A 17,394-nucleotide genomic window follows, 5' to 3' on the forward strand; every position below is an offset into this window, starting at 1 on the left:
CGACGTGCGGATGGTGCTGACCGAGCAGACAGACCTTTCCCAATACATGGCCACCATGGAGCCCGCCAATACGGCAAAGGAGAATGCGCTGTTCTACAATGTCGATCAAACCCGCACGGCAAAACCTCAGGGCTATCCCGAAGATGAGACCACGACCCCCAACACGGCTGTTGCCCTGCTCAATGCCCGGGAACCGGACCGCAGGATCGGTCCCTCTATCATCCTGAAGGTGATGGCCGGAGACACCCTGCAGGCGGCCGTCCGGGACTATTACCACCAGCAGGGTACGGCCCCGGATCAGCCTTCCATCCCGGCTGAGGAGATGGTCAGCTCCCTGCTGGCTGCGCTGCCCGGATTGGCCGGACCTGCCGATCCGGGGCACCAGGCATCCGCCTTTATTGCCGGCGAGGGCCAGGGGCCGCGGTTCACGGCAAACGATCTGCAGCAGCTCAAACAGAAGGATCCCCAGGTTCTCAACAATCAAAAGCCCAGGTCCTTTTTGAATTATGTATTCTTTGACAATCAGCTTAACTTCGTAGAGGAAAGCAGCGGGGTGAAGCAGGTGCAGGCGGAGCCCGATGAACTGGAGACACTGTCCAGCGGAGAGGTGGTGGCCAAGAAGTCCGGCTATGTGTATGTCTACACCAGCAACGAATCTCAGCAGGACGTGCTCTTTGACAACCTTGTGGTGACCCAGTCCACCGGCCCGGTACTGGAGGAGACGCATTATTATCCTTTCGGCCAGACCATGGCAGGCATCAGCACCCTGGCTCCCCTCCGGCTGGAGAACCGGTTCAAATACAACGGCAAGGAGCTCAACCACCTGGAGTTCAGCGATGGGGTGGGTTTGGATATCTATGATTACGGTTTCCGCAATTATGACCCGCAGATCGGACGGTTTATAGAGCAGGATCCCATAACCGACAATCTTGCTACGTTAAGCCCCTATCAATATGCAGCCAATGATCCGATTGCTAATATTGATGTGGATGGATTAGTACCCTTCGGCATCCCTTGCCCCGGGACCTCTTCGATGGCGATATTTTTTGAAAAGGTAGGTGCAGGCATTTCGCAATTTGCCAATTCGCCGTTAGCACGTGCCTTAAGCATATCGATACATACCCTGCAAGATGCCGGCATGGTCCAGAATGCAATATCCACCAGCAACATGATCAACAATGCCTTCACAGCGGTGGGGGTGGGGATTGCGTCTTCCCCTATCTTTGACCGAAGTGGAAATCTTTTGGGTACTGATGATCAGGGATTGCAAGGTGATGCCATTATAATGGATAAGGCTAATTTTAAACAAAATATGAGCCATGAAGATGCGATGAGAGAGAATTTAGGACAAACTGCCTTAGATGGTAAAATAGCAAGAAGTAATTTTTTAAATAGTTATTATAATTTACCTAATAGGCCCGATTATGACGGAGTAATGAGTTATAATGATTTGCTCAAGTGGGGTAGAAAAAATGGAGATGTACCAGTATTTTTAGATGCTTCTGGAATTGATTTTGGAAACTTATACATTAGTGATTTCTCAGGTATTGGAAGTGGTAAGAGAATAAATACGACTTTAATTCACAATACTCCTCTTAATACTTATGGACCATGGGGAAAAAACTATATGACATTAATTTCGGCGGATGGAAGAGTGAGACTTAGTAATGACCGATTTGATTATGATCAACATGATCTAAAAAAAGCATGGCATGAAGGTTTGGGTACCTGGACATATGAATTTTTTATTCGTCATCCATTTATAAAAACTCTAAGAGATATACATGGGATTAATTCTCAATATGGATTTGACATGATACCATACGGATATGGTCATTTGAAAAAAGAACCTACTTTTTTAATGAAAATAATAAATTTCATAGGAGAAGGGTCAAGCGCAATAAAAAATTAAATATGCTATGAAAAATTGTATTTGTTTGATCTTCTTTTTTGCATTTATTTTAATCGGCTGCCTTCATGCCGAAAGCGAATATGATCTTGGCAATGGTTACTATTTGTTAGGAGAAAATTATAACACGACTATTTCTAAAATAGATGATAATAATCCCGCTTTTTTTGATGATATTATATTGGGAAGAATAATAGATTGTCAGTTTGACAAAAACTTTATTATTGTCTATAGAAATGCTTCACTAAGAGCTAAAGTTTATTTCAATTTACAGGATTCTCTTTGGGAAACACAAAGGGGAAAGGATAGTCTTCAATACTGGATAATAGAAAAAAGAAATGATGTTGTTATAGGGCCGCTAACTAAAAATGAATATTTATTAAGAAGAAAGGAATTAGATATTTCGGGTAATTTGAAATTAAATCCAATTTCGGAATGACTACTTTTTCCAATTGTATGTATGTAAGCAATGAACAACGCCCGAATATCCGGCTAAATCGATCACCGACATTTTTCCGTCGTCTCCCATGGCACTGAAGCCCGCCCCTGTTGAGAAATCGGTTAATACACCGTTTAGCTTAGCTCTTAAATAATATCCGCCGGGAGGGGTCTTTCCACCGCGCTCGTTTTTTTTGCATCCGGTAATACCGGACAGCAACGCGGGTATCAGTAACCATAATACTATTTTTTTCATAGCGATATCCTTTGATACCGCTAAATTACGCCCGCCGGGATAAGCGAAAAATACTTAAAAATCAGTATTTCTTGAGCGCCTCTTCATCAGGCTTTGCATCATCATTCCAATAGCGCCCCATAGCACAAAAGGATAAGCCATTACCACCCCAATCTCACCTTCACCCCATCCGGATCATTATCACAGCTGATGTACAGGGTATGGGTCAGCGCGTCCCAGTCGGTTTGGGCGGGTGAGATTTGCTTTCCCGATTTGCCGGTCAGCCCGATCTGGCCGGGGCGGGAGGGCAGCAGCACACGCATACTGTTCACCGTATGGAGCGGTCCTTTGGCGGTGAAGGTATAGCTGCGGCCGTTGCGCTGTTCGTCGTAGATCCGGGAGGCAGACGCCAGCACCGTGGGGCGCTGCTTGTCCTTTACCTGGCTCAGGTCATACAGAAAGGCCTGCTGGCCGGGGTTGACGGTTTTTTCCTTCAGGACAGGCAGCTTGGGGTCAAACAGGTCGATCACGGGCCCCTTCACTACGTAAGGCGCGGCGCTGACGCCTTCGTCCATCACGGAAACGAGATCGTAGGGACCGCGGCGGAGGAAGAAGCTGTTTTTCCAGGTCAGCTGTCCCGCCTTGGCATCGTCCTGATAGGCGCGGGTGATCATATTCAGGTAAGCCTTGTCTCCGTTCTCCTGCATCACAAATTCCTTGGGGTCCTGCCGGATGACGTATACGGTGCCTTTGCCCGCGCTGAATCTTTGGGCCTGCTTGCCGGTTGCTGCAGGGCGGATGCCGAGCAGTTGGAATAAATGTTCGGAAGGCGCTTTGAAATGATTGCCTTTTGTGTTCCACCATTCCATTACGCCCTGGTAAGGATCGCTGTCGGCACCGCAGTATACCAGGCAGCCGCCCTTCCGGACCCAGTCGGCCAGCTGCTGATGCACCTCGGGACTCATCGGCTTCATGTTGGAATAGCTCATCACCAGCACCTTGATGTGCTTCAGGGTAGCGGGGTAGGAGAGGTTTTCCATATGGACCGTTTCCACGGGCACGCCGCGCTTGACCAGGGGCAGCGTCTGCCCGTAGAAGTTGGAAAACTGCGGGTCTTCGTAGCTGTTATGCGTGGGGAAACGCTGAAACATCAGCGAGTTGCCCATCAGCACGCCGATGCCCTGCGCCCCGCTGACCTTGTTGTCCGACAGGGGAACATGGTTGAGGGCGTTGACCATCACCAGCATCTGCGTGGAGTAATATTTCGGGATCAGCGCGCTGGAATCGCTGTTGGGCAGGCGGTACGGCCGGGTGAATATCCGTTCCGGCCAGGGCATTACCTCGTAGTTGTCGGTCATGGGATACAGCAGCTCTGCGGTAAAGGTGGCCTCGTAGTTGCGTTTGTAATCGCCCCAGTCCCGTGCCCGGTCTTCAATGGGATCGGTCAGAAAGATCATCTTCCGGCCGGTGGGGGCGGTCATGGAAACCATAGAGCCGTATTCGAGAAAAGCGTTTTCAAAGACCCGCTCTTTTTTAACGCCGTCGAAGAAGGTCGGCTCCCGGGAGGTGCCGGTTCATACCTGGGCGATGTAGCCGTCGATGCCTGGCAGCGAAGCCAGGCTGGCCTCGGGGCTTACGATCTGCCAGGACGAATAATTGACCAGCGAATGGGTGGGAATATAAACCTTGACATCCAGCCCTTTTTTCTTTCCGTATTCCTTTGCAAAGGCGGATACTTCTTTGAGCGCACGGTAATACAGGTGGTATTTCAGCTTGTTGGCGAGATAGGTGTTTTCCGGCGAAGCATCCTGCGGCCGCCAGGGAAAGCCGTAGTATTTTTGCCATTCCGCTTTGAAAGCATCGCTGTAGCCGGAGCGTGCCCAGAACTCGGGCTCTTCGAAATACAGCGAGGTAATGCCGGCGTCGATCACCTTTTTGACCACCGCCTGCTTCATGTAGTTGATGTAGGTCAGCGAGGGCACGATATAAGGGGTGCCGTGCCCATGCCATACGCTGTCATTGTGGATGGCTACCTGTACCTCATCCAGGTGCATTTTTCCGTCCCAGCGGCCGTAAAAATAGTCCTGGTAGCCGCCCCAGGCGATACCGGTCATAAAATGGGTTTTATAACCGCGTTCCCTCCAGGAACGGACCCGTTCCTGAAAGGTCATGTTGTGCCGGTCGTTGGCGCCATAAACGATGGCCACGTCCGAACGGACGTCTATCTCGGGTATCCAGGGACTGCTGGTCTGGAAGCAGGTCTTCTCCTGGCCCTGTGCAGCCAGGGTAAGCCCGGACAGGAGGCCCAAAAACAGGAGATAAAAAAAAGAGGTTCGCATAAGATCAGGGGATGTCGACGCGTAAGGCTTCATTGTAGTTATGACGTTTGATGTTTTCCGTAGCATAGTTGATCCTGGCCGCAGCGCGGATAAAGACGGTCCTCCCGGCAGGGATGACGCCCTGTGTGGTAATGGTAACGGGCTTTCCCAGCAAGGGCTCAAAGGCATCTCCGGGGTATTCGATAATGGTGGAATACCGGTTGTCCCATTCGCGATATCCCACAAACGGCACCTCGCTCACAAACAGGCGGACATCGGTTACATTCAGCATATCATCGCTGTAGCCGCCCATCGGCTCGATCTTGGCCTTGAAATCCGCAGGGCTGACGGCGCGTGTAACCTTTACCGTGGCCGTGACCTTGCCGTCCTTTACGGTAGGCGTACCTACCCACTCCAGCTTAAGGAAGGGCTGAACCTTGAACTCTACCGTGGTGACGCCTTTTATCTCCACGTTCTGCGATTCGTCCGCCAGGGTGTCCCCGTCTGCATTGAGCCGGACCAGGGGGATGAATGCCCCGTCGACCCGGATGTTGTAATAGCCCCGGAATACTTTTGTGTTCTGAAAGATACCTTCTTTCATGCAGAAAATATCCAGATTCTCCGGTGCGGCTTCTTTCCAGCTCAGCTCGCGCATCCTGACCCGGGTCCCTTCGCTGCCCTGATCGGTCAGGACAGGTTCCCCTGTGGCCGCATCGACGACCCGGCCCCTGAGGGTCTCGCCGGGCAGATCGTAATTGTCCACTTTGCAGGAGTACAAGGTGATAAACAGGAAAGAAATCAGGATAAGGTGATTTTTCATCTGTTAATATTTTTCAGTGATAACATCTTCTTTTGTTTTCTACTACCGGCCGGGCTGCTGATCAATAGCCGGGCTCTTGGATACTTCACCGGCAGGTATGGCAAAGTAATACTCCTGTTCCGTCATGCGGAAACGGGTCCTGCTCTCTTCAAAGCCGGCGTCAAAGAAGTATTTGCCCGTCACCGAAGAGTAGAAAGGATACAATCCCCGGTAATACGCGCCGTCCTGCTGGGTCGATCCGTTCAGCATGTCGGAATGCTGCGTTCTCCAGCGCCGGATATCCCAGAGCACCTTATGCTCAAAGGCCAGCTCTTTCCGGCGTTCTCTCCGGATCACCGGGATGGTTGCGGGACCGGTCAGGGGATCGGCTCCGGCCCGTTCGCGGATGTCTTTTATGGCATTAAAGGCGATGGCCTGCAGATCGTCGCCGTCCAACGATGATTCTCCCGCCGCGATCAGCTCGGCGCCGGCTTCTGCAGCATTGAGCAGGATCTCCGCATACCGCATCAGGATAAACGGTTGTTCGGACTGTCCTTCCAGCACGTCAGCCTGGGGCATATTCGGGTTCAGCCATTTGCGGACGGTAAAGCCGGTATAGGCTGCGGTACGGTCTGCCGTAAAAGGTCCGCTTTTGCCGCCGGCGTTCATGACCGTGCCGTCCGGAAGCTTTACCGTTTCGTGGTTGGTGCTGTTGGTGGATAAGAACAGCGATTTCTTTCCGGCAAAAGCGCCTTTGGCGAGGTAGGCGTCTACCTGGTTGTAGTTGGAGGCCCCGGAAAGGCCGTAATCGGTGATGCCGTTGACCGTTCTCAGGGGGGCGATGCCTCCGGCCGCGCTGCCGGTATAAATGCCCCTGCGGATCTCGATCTCCTGTCCTTTGAATACATCCCCGGGCAGGATCACATAGGCGCGGAGCCGCGGCTCGGCATTGGCAAAGATATCGGTGACCTTGTCGAACAGCAGGTATTTACCATTGGCATCAAGTACCTTGATGGTGCCGTCCGGATTTTTGGCAAACCCGTCAAACAACTCCACAAAATCGAGCACCGGGCAGTTGCCGGCAGAGTAGCCGTTGCCCCCCATGAGCTGACGCGGAATGTTATAGGCATCATAACCGTGGGCGAGGTCGGGATATTTGTATTCTTTGATATAGATATTCTCCGGGCTGGAAAGGTCGAACCACATGTCCACCATATTCTGGTACTGGGCTTCCTTATCATTGGCAGCCCACTTTTGTTTATACAGGGAATACTTGCCGGATTTCATGATCTCGCTGGCGGCATTATAGGCTTCCTCGAAATATTTCTTGGAAGCGGCTGCTGCTTTGTTCGGATCGAAGCCGATCACCCGCACCTTTGTTTTCTGACCGAACCCGGTGATCTTGTTGTATTTGGCCACGCATCCCGCAAACAGCATGGCCTCCGACTTGAAGCCCAGCGCCACGTATTTGTTGGCATAGCCGCGCACGGGACTGGTTTCCGGAAGGTTCTCGATGGCCTTGTTAAAATCGGCCAGCACCTGATCCCAGGTTTCCTCTTCGGTGGCGCGGGGCACCTCAAGCTCCGCCGCCGGGTTTTCTGGATATTTGAGCACCGAGGTCACCAGCGGCATGCCGCCGTAGCGCTTGGCCAGGGCATAGAATACCATGGCCCGGGCAAAATAACCTTCTCCTATAAAGTCGTTATACTCGGCATCGCTGAAATTGGCTTTATAAGTGGGCAGGTTTTCCAGCAGGTAGTTGGCATCGCGCAGCAAGGCAAAAGCACGGCCCCAGTATTCGTTGTTTCTTTGCGATCCTTCATTGACCATGGCCGCACCCGCATCGCGTCCGATGGAGGAGCCCTCGCTGGTGCCCGGGGTGACCAGCCAGTCGTCAAAAAACTGACGCTGGGGCGAATATTTGAAATCCTCAAAAGGCATCTGGCTGTACATGCGGGACAGGTACAGCATCATGCCTTTCGTTCCTGAAAAAACGTCTTTGTCCTGTATGATATTCTTGGGCGGTATATCCAGATAGTCTTTACAGGAAGTGAAAGCGCATCCCAGCACGGCTATCAGGATGAATAATACATATTTTGGCTTCATGTTCCGGTGTTTTTGCTTGATTAGAAGGTAACGCTCAGCCCGGCCGAAACGGTTTTGTTCAGCGGGTACAGATAACCGTAGGTATCGTTCGGATGCTCCGGATCGACATACTTAACCTTAGTAAAGGTGACCAGGTTGTACCCGTTGACATACACGCGCACATTGCTGAGCCCCCAGCGGCTTACCGTTTGCGAAGGCAGCGTATACCCCAGCTCAATGCTTTTCAGACGCAGATAGCTTCCGTCTACGGAGTTATAGGAAGAAGCCACGTCGGGCAGCGTGCCGGTATACGCATAATGACCGGATATCCATGTTGTGGCGGGATCGTAGGGATCCGCTTTGGGATCGGCCGGATGCCAGCGGTCCATAAACTGCACCATGGCCGCGGACTCGCTGTTGCCCCACAGCGGCTGATACAGCTGCTCCACGTATTGCACGGTGGCCATGGCCGCTCCCTGCAGCAGGAAGTTCAGGTCAAATCCTTTAAAGGTGGCGCTGCCGATCAGGCTGAAGTTCATCCAGGGTACGGACCCCATATTCATCCAGCTGGTCGTGCCCGTCTGGTAGGGATGGCTGTCCAGACCGTTTATTTCCCCGTCGCCGTTCCAGTCCTCGTACTTGTAATCACCGGGCACGGTGCCCCGGCCGATATAAGTGGGGCTGGACCAGATATCTTCCCAGGAATCGTACCGGCCGGCGCTGGTATATCCCCACCATACGCCCTGGTAACGGTCGTTCTGGTTATTCCTCCAGTTGCTCCAGGAGCTGCCGTAGGCACCTCTTTCCACATACAGGGCCTTGATGCGGGTATAGGACATAATGGCCTTCAGGTTATAGCCCAGCGCTCCGATAGTATTGCGGTGGGAGACTTCCAGATCGTACCCGAAGCTCATGTCGCCGTTCAGGTTTTCCTGCGGGAGCGCTGCCCCCACCACGGTGGGTATGCCGCCGTTTCGCTGCGCCAGCAGGCCTTCTCTTTTCCGGTTGAAGTAATCCACGGTAAAGCCCAGCAGGCCGTTCCATCCTTCAAAATCTATTCCTACGTCGAAGGTCTTGGAGGTATACCAGGTAATCTCGGGATTGGAGATGCCGGTGCTGTTGGCGCTGGCGATAAAGTTGCCGTCGAAGACATAGCCGCCGGTGAAGTTGCGCCGGTCTGTGGCCGAAGGATAGTTGTAACCGGAGGTCCATTGATAGGTGGAGGCGCCATCGTCCCCGGTGACGCCGTAGGAGGCGCGGAGCTTCAGCTGGTTCACGAAGGACAGGGCGGCGGAATTCTTGATAAAGCTTTCTTCCGAAAGACGCCATCCCACCGATCCGCCGGGGAAAAAGCCCCACTGGTACCCGGGTCCGAATTTGGAAGACCCGTCGTACCGGAACAGGAATTCGGCCAGGTACTTATCGGCGTAGGAGTAATCGAACCGGCCGGCCAGTCCCATGTTGGTATTTTCATACAGGTCTTCAATGTCGTTATGCTTGCCGGTATTCATGGTGCCGATCTGACCGGAAGAAACACCGGCAAACAGATAGGGCAGCGGCAGCGCCAGGTCCCTTTGGGCTACAAGATTATCGCCCGTTCGTTTCTGCACTTCCCAGACCATAGTGCCGCTTACCTGGTGCCGGTCGAATAACCCGCTGTAGTTGAGCGAGGTCTGGGACAGGACCTGCGATCTGAAGTAAGCTTCCCGGGTAAGCCTGTTCGGCGACTGCCGGGTGAAGGTGCTGAAGGTCTGCGACGCCTCGTCGTACTGGTACTGCTGGTATTCCCGCTGAAAGGCTTTCCAGTTGTTCATGCTGTAGTCGTAGCTGAAGAGCGTCCGGGCATAGAGTCCTTTTATGCCGGGCACGTCAAACTTCAGACCGAGGTTGGGCTGAATCCAGCTGTTGCTGAATTTGCGGTATCCGACCAGATCCTTGTCCATAAAAGACACGGGATTGTCGCCCTCGATAAGGCCCTGAAAAGGCTTGGTAGGATCGTTGTTGGCATAGGCCGGGATCTGCGGGCCCTGTCTCCAGAAGCCCCGGATGATCCACCAGGAGTCCTGGTAAGGGCGGTTCTGCAATTCGGTGACGAGGTTGATCCCTGCATCCAGGGTAAACTGTCTGGCGATCTCCGCCGTAATATTCGTCCGGAGGTTGTACCGGGAATAATTCAGGTCGTTGGACTTGAAAAAGCTGCCCTGATACAGGTATCCGGCGCCTACATAGTACTGTATCTTGTCGTTTCCGCCGGTGGCGCTGAGGTTGTGCTGGGTCTGCGGGGCATAAGCGGAAAACACGAGCGGGTACCAGTCGGTGCTTTGCTTTTTACCCGAGCGGTAATCTTCGAACTGCTGGTCGTCAAAGACGGGTGAGCCGCCGTTGATGTTATGCATGGCCTGCTCGTTCCGGAGGGTCATGTATTGATAGATGTCTACCGTCTTGGGCAGCCCGGAGGGGAATTGCCACATATAGTTGCCGTCGTACGTGAGCGTGCTCTTGTTGTCGGTTCCCTTTTTGGTGGTCACCAGCACTACGCCGTTGGCCGCGCGTACGCCGTAGATGGCGGCGGAGGCATCTTTCAGCACGGAGATGTTGTCGATATCGTTGGCGTTCAGCCGCTGGAAATCGGCTGCGGTGCGCGGAACCCCGTCGATCACGATCAGCGGCGCTCCGAGGCCCCGGATGTCGAAGGCATTGTTGAAGGTGCCGGGTTCGGCTGTCCGCTGCACCACCCGTACCCCCGGTATCTTACCGGTGAGCATGTTCTGGGGGTTCTCGTTCTTGGTGGTAACGATCTCCTTTGCGCTGATGGCGGATACGGCTCCGGTAAGGGTGGCCTTCTTCTGTGTACCATAGCCGACCACCACCAGCTGGTTCAGTCCGGTTGTGGCGGAAGCGAGCGTGATGTTGACGACAGTCAGCGCGCCCACCGGCACCTCTTTGGGATTGTACCCCAGATAGGAGACGACCAGTATGGCGCCGGGAGCAACATCGAGACTGTAGTTGCCCTGCGCATCGGTAACCGTTCCGGTGCTGCTTCCTTTTACCTGTAGGGTAACGCCGGAGAGGGGCTTGCCCGTGAGAGAATCCCTGACCTGACCCCGGATGGTCTTATCGGCCAGCGTGGTCCGGAAGGGCGGACCGGGCTTTACGATGATCATTTTATCTGCAAGGGCATAGGTAAGCCGCTGTCCGGCAAAGCACATTTCCAGCACATCTTCGAGCGGCATTTTCTCAGCCACCAATGTCACCGGCGCAGCCGTACGGATGGTTTTATCGGAATAAATAAAGTTGTAGCCGGTTTGTCTGCGGATCTCCCGGAAGACCGTCTTCAGGGAGATATTTTTTTCGACAAGGGTCACCTTTTGCGCATAAGCATGGGCGCTTACCGGTATGCAGGTGGCGAGCAAGAGCATACTTGTCATTTGCATAGCCAGCACGAACCTTGGAAAGTAACAATGCCACAGCCATTTTCCGGCTTTGGAAAGAGCACTGAAATGCATAATTTCGTCTTTGGGTTAAATAAATACGCTGTCCGACAGATGGTGATTTGTTTGGCTTCCTGCCGGTCTCTATGTCCGTAGAGGCCGGTTTTTGCCATACAGCAGTTATTGGCTCATAAGTATCCGGTTTAGGATGAAACAATTATTTTTCGGTTCTCGATCTCATAATGCATACCGCCTGTCTGCTGCAGGATCTCGAAGATCCTGGAGAAGGTCAGGTTGCGCGGAATGGACCCCGTAAAGCGGTCGCGGATATCTCCCTGCACAACGATATCCACATCATACCAGCGGGAAAGCTGGCGCATCACGGCATGTACATCATCGTTCTCAAACCAGAAAAGATCATGCGTCCATGCCATCGTCTTCTCGGTATCTGCATTTTTTACCAGCTTTATGATCCCGTCTTTTTTTACCCGGGCCTGCTCGCCGGGCCTGACCACCTTTGCGCTGCGGATCCCGCTGTCGCCAGGACCCCGTTCCGAAACCTTTACCTTTCCTTCCAGCAGGGTTACTTTCATGCTGGCTTCGTCGTTATAGGCATTTACATTGAAATGCGTACCCAGCACCTTTATTTCCCACAACGCTTCTTCCCCGGGAGAAGGAGGCACCTTCACGATAAAAGGACGTTTCGCATCCCGGGTTACTTCAAAATAAGCTTCTCCCGTCACCTGTACCTCCCTGGGTCCTCCGGTAAAGGCCGTTGGAAAACGGATGGAGGAAGCCGCATTCAGCCATACCCTTGTGCCGTCGGGCAGGATGATCTCGTATTGCCCGCCCCGCGGGGTTGTGAGCGTGTTGAACGAGATGCGCTCCGGTGACTTCCCCTTTTCGTTTACGGCTTTGCAGACCAGCCTTCCGTTGCCCAGCTTCATGATACGGACATTTCCCTGTACGGGGAGCATGCCGGGATGGATGGAGTCCAGCGTGATCCGGGTACCGTTTCCCAGGGTCAGCATTGCTTTGTTGCCGCCCGGGGCAATGTCGTGTTTCACCACCGGTACGGCCTTCCCGGTCTGCTGTCCGCCGGAGGTGTGCGTCAGAAAATAGGCGGTCCCCGAAAAAAGCAGCAACAGGACCGCGGCTGCGGCTACCCGCCACCGGTAAGCCTTGGCGCGTCCGCCCCGGATGGAAACAAGCGCTGCGGCTTTCTCCTGCTTTGCTGTATGTGCCGCCATCTTTTTCCGGATGGCATCAAGGCTCCTGGCTGCTGATTCCTTTATCCGCTCCGCATTCCCGTCCATAAATTCCGGAGCGGCGCCGTCGAAGGATTCGTACCACTGCTCAACTTTTATTTTTTCATCCTGAGTAGCTTCTCCGGAAAGATATCTCCGGATCAGCATGGTCAGTTCTGCTTCTGTCATGCGCTTGATGGGATTTCCATCTTAGGAATTGCATCAAAAGGCGGTTACCGCCATGTCGAATTGAAATTTTTTTACCTTTACTGCAAAATCGATTTACTATTAGGGATTCCATCCATCATACCGATAGCGATCAGGAGCTGTTGTCCTCCCTGCGGGAAGGAAATGTGCAGGCTTTTGAAATGTTATATAACCGGTATTATGCCGCGCTTTGCCGGAAGACCTACAAGCGGATACCTTCCGTACCCCGCGCCGAAGAGATCGTGCAGGATGTATTTGTCAACCTGTGGGTAAAGGCTGCCTCGCTGTATGCCGGCGGAAATGTAAGAGCCTATCTCTACGCCACCTTACAGAATAAGATATTACATGAGCTGAGAACAGCGTATACGCGATCCCGTTACCTGAAAGATATCCGGGATCTTGCCCGGCAGGAAGGAGAGCTGTCTGCCTCCGGACATGCCGAGGCGCTGAGCCTCAGCGCGCTGTATGTAAAGGAAGCCGAAATGCAGATCAGCCATGCGGTAGCCGCGCTTTCCCCGCAGTGCAGGGAGGCCTTCCGGCTGAGCCGGGACGAGCAGCTTTCCTATAAAGAAATAGCGGAGCGTATGCATATTTCGGTGAACACGGTAGAGAAGCATGTGGGCAAAGCCCTGCGCATCCTCCGGCTGCGGTTGAAGGAGTACGGGGATGTAATGCTGCTGCTGTGTATCTTGTCGCTTTACTGTCCTTAGCCGCCCGCCTCACCGGGAGCGGATCTCCCTGCGCATAAAAAGCACATAGGAAATGGCGAAGCACAATGCCGTCGCCGCGATAAGCCCGGTAAGCTGCGGCCATACCAGCAGCAGGCTCTGCCCGAGGGGCAGGGGACTGGGGATGGCGCCGTATACCTGCGTCATGGTCAGCGGCCCCAGGCTGCGCACCGACGGGCGCAGCAGGGTAGTGGTGGCGTCGCTGAACAGCTGCCCCGGCATGAGGCGGGAAAGTCCCAGCACCAGCTTCTGCGACCGGATGATCTGCTCCGGCGGCGCCATGCCTTCCGGGGGAATGAACGACTTGGCCAGCAGGTTGATGATGATCTGGTAGAAAACCGAGAAGAAAAGCCAGACGGCAATAGCGGTGAGGGCCGAGGTGGCCGCCTGTCGGAAACGGACCGAAAAAAGAATGGACAGGCTCAGCCAGAAGGCCACGTACAGGATGCTCAGCGCCAGGAAGGACAATATCCTCAGGAACTCTTCCGGGCTGGGCGGGATACCGATCATCAGCAGCCCGCAGCCGATCACCAGCAGGGTAAGCGCAAAGAACATGACGCTGATGATGATCAGCGCAGCGGTGAACTTGGCATTGATCAGGTAATCCCGGTGGATGGGCTGCGCCATGATGCGGCTCAGCGTCCGTCCGTTCTGCTCTGCATTGATGGCGTCGAACCCCAGGCTGATGCCGATGAGCGGCCCCAGGAAAGTGATAAAAACGAAAAAGGGCGGGAGCGTGCCGTCGGACACGGTAAATAATTTCAGGAAAAAGAAGGCGCTGTCCGGATCGTCCGGCTTTGCCGCCGCCGCGCTGAGGTTGGTGATGGAGGTATAAAGCGCCCCCATGCAGGTCAGCACCATCAGGGCGCCGAGTATGATAAAGCGCCAGCTGCGCACATGGTCAGAAACTTCTTTGAAGACCATTACCCGGAAGGGGTGCATGCTTTTCCCTTCCCGGGCGGTATATCTTTTTTTGAAGAAGGCAGTAAGTTGAGCAGTTGCAGCCATAACTGTTACGTCTGTATGGATTAGCCGGTTTACACCGCTTCCTGTTTTTCGAAATAGCGCTGGTAGATATCGTCCAGCCCGTATGCTTTTTTGGACAGCCCTGTCAGGCCGGCTCCCGTTTCTACGATGGCCCTGGCAATGACCGCGGAGCAGTCGCGGAGACAGGATATTTTCAGCGTTCCTTTTTCATAGGTCACCGATTTTATATCCGCCGTACCGAGCAGCCGCTCCCGCAGAAGGATCAGCGCAGCCGGCAGCTCCGGCGTTGTCCCGGCCGGTACATCCACCGCCGCCTCGATGATAAAAGGCTCACTGGAGAACAGGCGGGCCGATAAGGTGGCGATGTCGCCTTCCGCGATCAGCTTTCCGCTTACAAAAAGGCCGACGCGGTCGCATACCTGCTGTACCTGATGGAGATGGTGGGAGGAGAGCAGCACGGTGAGACCTTCCTCGCGGCTAAGGCCGACGATCAGGTCCAGAAATTCCCGCACGCCGCGGGGATCGATGCCGAGCGTGGGCTCGTCGAGGATGATCACCTCCGGGTTTTTGATCAGCACATCCGCCAGCCCCAGCCGCTGGATCATGCCCCGGGAATACTTGCCGGTCTTCTTCCCGGCCACATCTGCCAGCCCCACCCGTTCGAGCAGCTGCAGCGCCTTTTCCCGCGCCGCCTTCCGGCTGAGCCGGTTGAGCCGCGCGATATACATCAGGTTTTCCAGCCCGGTCATGTCGTCGTAAAACCCTACATTGTCCGGCAGGTAGCCCACCTTCCTTTTTACCTTTACCGGCGACACGGTGGCGTCGATGCCACATACGGTAGCCCGGCCGGCGCTGGGCTCCGTCAGCCCCAGCATCATCAGGATGGTGGTGGATTTTCCCGCGCCGTTGGGACCCAGCAGGCCGAATATCTCCCCTTTGCCGATCTTCAGGTCCAGGTGGTCCACTGCGGTCAGGGTGCCGTATCTTTTGGTCAGGCCGTCGAGCTCAATGATATACCGATCTTCCACCTTACCTCCTCCCGTATTTGCGGAACAAATAATAAACGCTTCCCAGGGCGATGCAGATGATCAGCACGCCGACCCATCCCCAGAGCAGGGGCGTCCTGACCGATATCCGGAACGAGGCCTTTGAGGAAGCCTCCGGGGTTTTTGCCGTCAGGTTGGTGACATAGTCGCCCGCTATGGCATTTTTATCGGCCTTGATGGTGGCAAAAACCTCGGCCGTTCTCCCGGGGGGCAGCAGGTCCACCTGTTGGGGGGCGAAGGTCACATCCCAGTTGGCCGGGGCGGCAAAGCTCAGCTTTATATTCTTCAGCGGAGCCGAGCCGGTATTTTTCAGGGCCAGGGCTACCCGTTTTTCGTCCCCGGCCGTGATATCGGTGCTCAGCAGGCCGGTAGGGGTGCTGAGCGACATATCATACGATCCCGTAACGGCCACTTCCAGCTCCATGCTGGCGCTGCTGTTGCGCGTAGCGGCCCGTACGGGTATCTTATAGGTACCGGCGGGGGTCTGGTCCGGCGGGTGGATGTCGATGGTGATGTTCTGTGTCTGGTTGGCGTCCACGTTCACCGAAGACACCTGTTTGTAGTTGGCTTTAAAGTCCACGTTCCATCCGGGGGGCGCTGCGGCGTTCAGGGCGTACAGGGCCGTATCTGCGGTTTCGTTTCTCAGGGTGGCATTGAAGGTGAAGGTGGAATTGGCGGCTCCTTCCAGGTTGGGTTGCTCAGTGGTAAAAGCCGTTTTATAGGTGCCCTCCTGGGCCACTACCACGCTCAGGGGCAGGGTGGCCTGATCCCCGGCGCTGATCCGGAACCGGTACAGGCCTTTGCTGACCTTCAGGGGCACCACCACCTGCAGGGCAAGGGTTTGTTTCTCTTTGGGCAATACGGATATCCGGCTGATGTTCCAGCTGCCGGATTTGAGGGTATGGGTCCAGCTCCGGGGCAAGCCCGAGAGGGAGATATCAGCGCTTTGGATGGCATCGCTGTTGTTGATCACCGTGATGGAATAATCGATCGTCTGGCCGGGGGAAACGGTAATCCGGGAGTAAGGGGAATAAAGCCTGAGGGTGTTCTGGGCGTGAGCATGGATACCCGGAAAAAGGAAGCTAAAGAGGATCAATACAGGGAAATAAATGCTTTTTTGTACGCGTACATACATGAGTGTCCGGTTTTAATCGGTTTAATATGGGAAAACGTGGAGGTAATTCTTCCAGAGGGGAGCACAAATTTATAAAGCGGGGGACACTCATTTTGTTAGTAATTCGTTAAAGTTCACTCACCCCCCCGACCCCCTGAAGGGGGGCCAATTTGATAATGTGCCGATTTGATAATTTGATAATAGACGATTTTCATCATCAAATCACCAAATCACCAAATTTCCAAATCATCAAATCAATCGAACTAATAGAGCTTCAGCCGGCCCTGTTGCTCAAAGTTGATGGGGAGATGCATGAAAAAGCCGCCGCGTCCTACCTTACAGGTGCCGGTGCCGCGAAGCGTCAAGCTGTCCTGCAGGTTGGTATTGAGCAGCTTGCCCAGCAGGCCGGAAAGACTTACTTTCAGCTGTACGGGGTAGTAAAACGTATCCCGGGCGGGGATCCGGAGCAGGCTGTCCTGGCTGAAATGCCCCAGCAGGTCGTTGTTCAGGAAGATATCCATGCTGGCTTCCTTCATCTGCATGGGGTAGGCATTCGGGTTGTAAAAAACAAGATCGGCGTTGATGCCGGTGGAGGTAAAGCTGGGCTGGATGACGCGGAGATTGCGGTATCCGACAAAAGTCACCGGTCTAGGCCTGGCGCAGCCGGCCATCAGCCAGCCGGCAAGTCCCAGCAGCAGGAGGTACACCGGGAAAAGGCGCTTTTTCCGGTATAAGTGCCGTTTGCCGGCCTTCTTTTGTGTTTTTTCCCCGGCAGCGATGGCGGCTGTCCTGTTTTCCGGCTGTTTCATCCGATAATGTTTGTCTTTTTATCCCGGGTCATCATGACCTT

At 54.1% G+C, this 17,394-nt stretch carries 14 protein-coding genes; 3 read left to right on the forward strand and 11 right to left on the reverse strand.

Annotated elements, in window-relative coordinates; all coding sequences use genetic code 11:
- Both ABD851_RS13475 and ABD851_RS13480 read left to right on the forward strand, forming a co-directional pair.
- The coding region (locus ABD851_RS13475; RefSeq protein ID WP_344980130.1) for an RHS repeat domain-containing protein at positions 1 to 1,912 on the forward strand (1,912 nt) is incomplete at its 5' end.
- A gap of 7 nt (positions 1,913 to 1,919) precedes the next feature.
- Positions 1,920 to 2,348, forward strand: a complete 429-nt coding sequence (locus tag ABD851_RS13480; protein WP_344980132.1) for a DUF3997 domain-containing protein — start codon at positions 1,920 to 1,922, stop codon at positions 2,346 to 2,348.
- On the opposite strand, the gene ABD851_RS13485 is transcribed toward ABD851_RS13480, so the two are convergent.
- The 7 genes from ABD851_RS13485 to ABD851_RS13515 form a co-directional block, all read right to left on the reverse strand.
- Complete coding sequence (locus tag ABD851_RS13485) at positions 2,349 to 2,603, reverse strand: hypothetical protein (protein WP_344980134.1); 255 nt, start codon at positions 2,601 to 2,603, stop codon at positions 2,349 to 2,351.
- 140 nt (positions 2,604 to 2,743) lie between these two features.
- Positions 2,744 to 4,072, reverse strand: a complete 1,329-nt coding sequence (locus ABD851_RS13490; protein ID WP_344980136.1) for a hypothetical protein — start codon at positions 4,070 to 4,072, stop codon at positions 2,744 to 2,746.
- An 84-nt stretch (positions 4,073 to 4,156) separates the two neighbouring features.
- Complete coding sequence (locus tag ABD851_RS13495) at positions 4,157 to 4,921, reverse strand: hypothetical protein (protein WP_344980138.1); 765 nt, start codon at positions 4,919 to 4,921, stop codon at positions 4,157 to 4,159.
- Positions 4,922 to 4,925: 4 nt separating this feature from the next.
- A complete protein-coding gene (locus ABD851_RS13500; RefSeq protein ID WP_344980140.1) occupies positions 4,926 to 5,720 on the reverse strand; it encodes a DUF3823 domain-containing protein in 795 nt (264 codons plus the stop codon).
- Positions 5,721 to 5,762: 42 nt separating this feature from the next.
- Positions 5,763 to 7,805 carry a RagB/SusD family nutrient uptake outer membrane protein gene (locus ABD851_RS13505; protein WP_344980142.1) on the reverse strand — a complete coding sequence of 681 codons (2,043 nt, stop codon included), beginning with the start codon at positions 7,803 to 7,805 and terminating at the stop codon, positions 5,763 to 5,765.
- A gap of 20 nt (positions 7,806 to 7,825) precedes the next feature.
- A complete protein-coding gene (locus ABD851_RS13510) occupies positions 7,826 to 11,203 on the reverse strand; it encodes a TonB-dependent receptor (protein WP_344980144.1) in 3,378 nt (1,125 codons plus the stop codon).
- A 215-nt stretch (positions 11,204 to 11,418) separates the two neighbouring features.
- The gene (locus tag ABD851_RS13515) at positions 11,419 to 12,651 is read right to left on the reverse strand and encodes a FecR family protein (protein WP_344980146.1); all 1,233 of its coding nucleotides are present in this window, start codon (positions 12,649 to 12,651) and stop codon (positions 11,419 to 11,421) included.
- 140 nt (positions 12,652 to 12,791) lie between these two features.
- Here ABD851_RS13515 and ABD851_RS13520 point away from each other — a divergent pair, with 140 nt between their 5' ends.
- A complete protein-coding gene (locus tag ABD851_RS13520) occupies positions 12,792 to 13,379 on the forward strand; it encodes an RNA polymerase sigma-70 factor (protein ID WP_344980148.1) in 588 nt (195 codons plus the stop codon).
- Positions 13,380 to 13,388: 9 nt separating this feature from the next.
- On the opposite strand, the gene ABD851_RS13525 is transcribed toward ABD851_RS13520, so the two are convergent.
- From ABD851_RS13525 to ABD851_RS13540, 4 genes are all read right to left on the reverse strand, one after another.
- Entirely contained in the window at positions 13,389 to 14,405 is a 1,017-nt protein-coding gene (locus ABD851_RS13525; RefSeq protein WP_344980150.1) for an ABC transporter permease, read from the reverse strand.
- 29 nt (positions 14,406 to 14,434) lie between these two features.
- Complete coding sequence (locus ABD851_RS13530) at positions 14,435 to 15,412, reverse strand: ABC transporter ATP-binding protein (protein ID WP_344980152.1); 978 nt, start codon at positions 15,410 to 15,412, stop codon at positions 14,435 to 14,437.
- A gap of 1 nt (position 15,413) precedes the next feature.
- Complete coding sequence (locus ABD851_RS13535; protein ID WP_344980154.1) at positions 15,414 to 16,565, reverse strand: COG1470 family protein; 1,152 nt, start codon at positions 16,563 to 16,565, stop codon at positions 15,414 to 15,416.
- A gap of 242 nt (positions 16,566 to 16,807) precedes the next feature.
- Positions 16,808 to 17,353: an LEA/WHy family protein gene (locus tag ABD851_RS13540; RefSeq protein WP_344980156.1), complete on the reverse strand. Its 546-nt coding sequence runs from the start codon at positions 17,351 to 17,353 to the stop codon at positions 16,808 to 16,810.
- Positions 17,354 to 17,394: the final 41 nt, after the last annotated feature.

Source organism: Compostibacter hankyongensis, from assembly GCF_039541075.1.
Lineage (GTDB): Bacteria > Bacteroidota > Bacteroidia > Chitinophagales > Chitinophagaceae > Compostibacter > Compostibacter hankyongensis.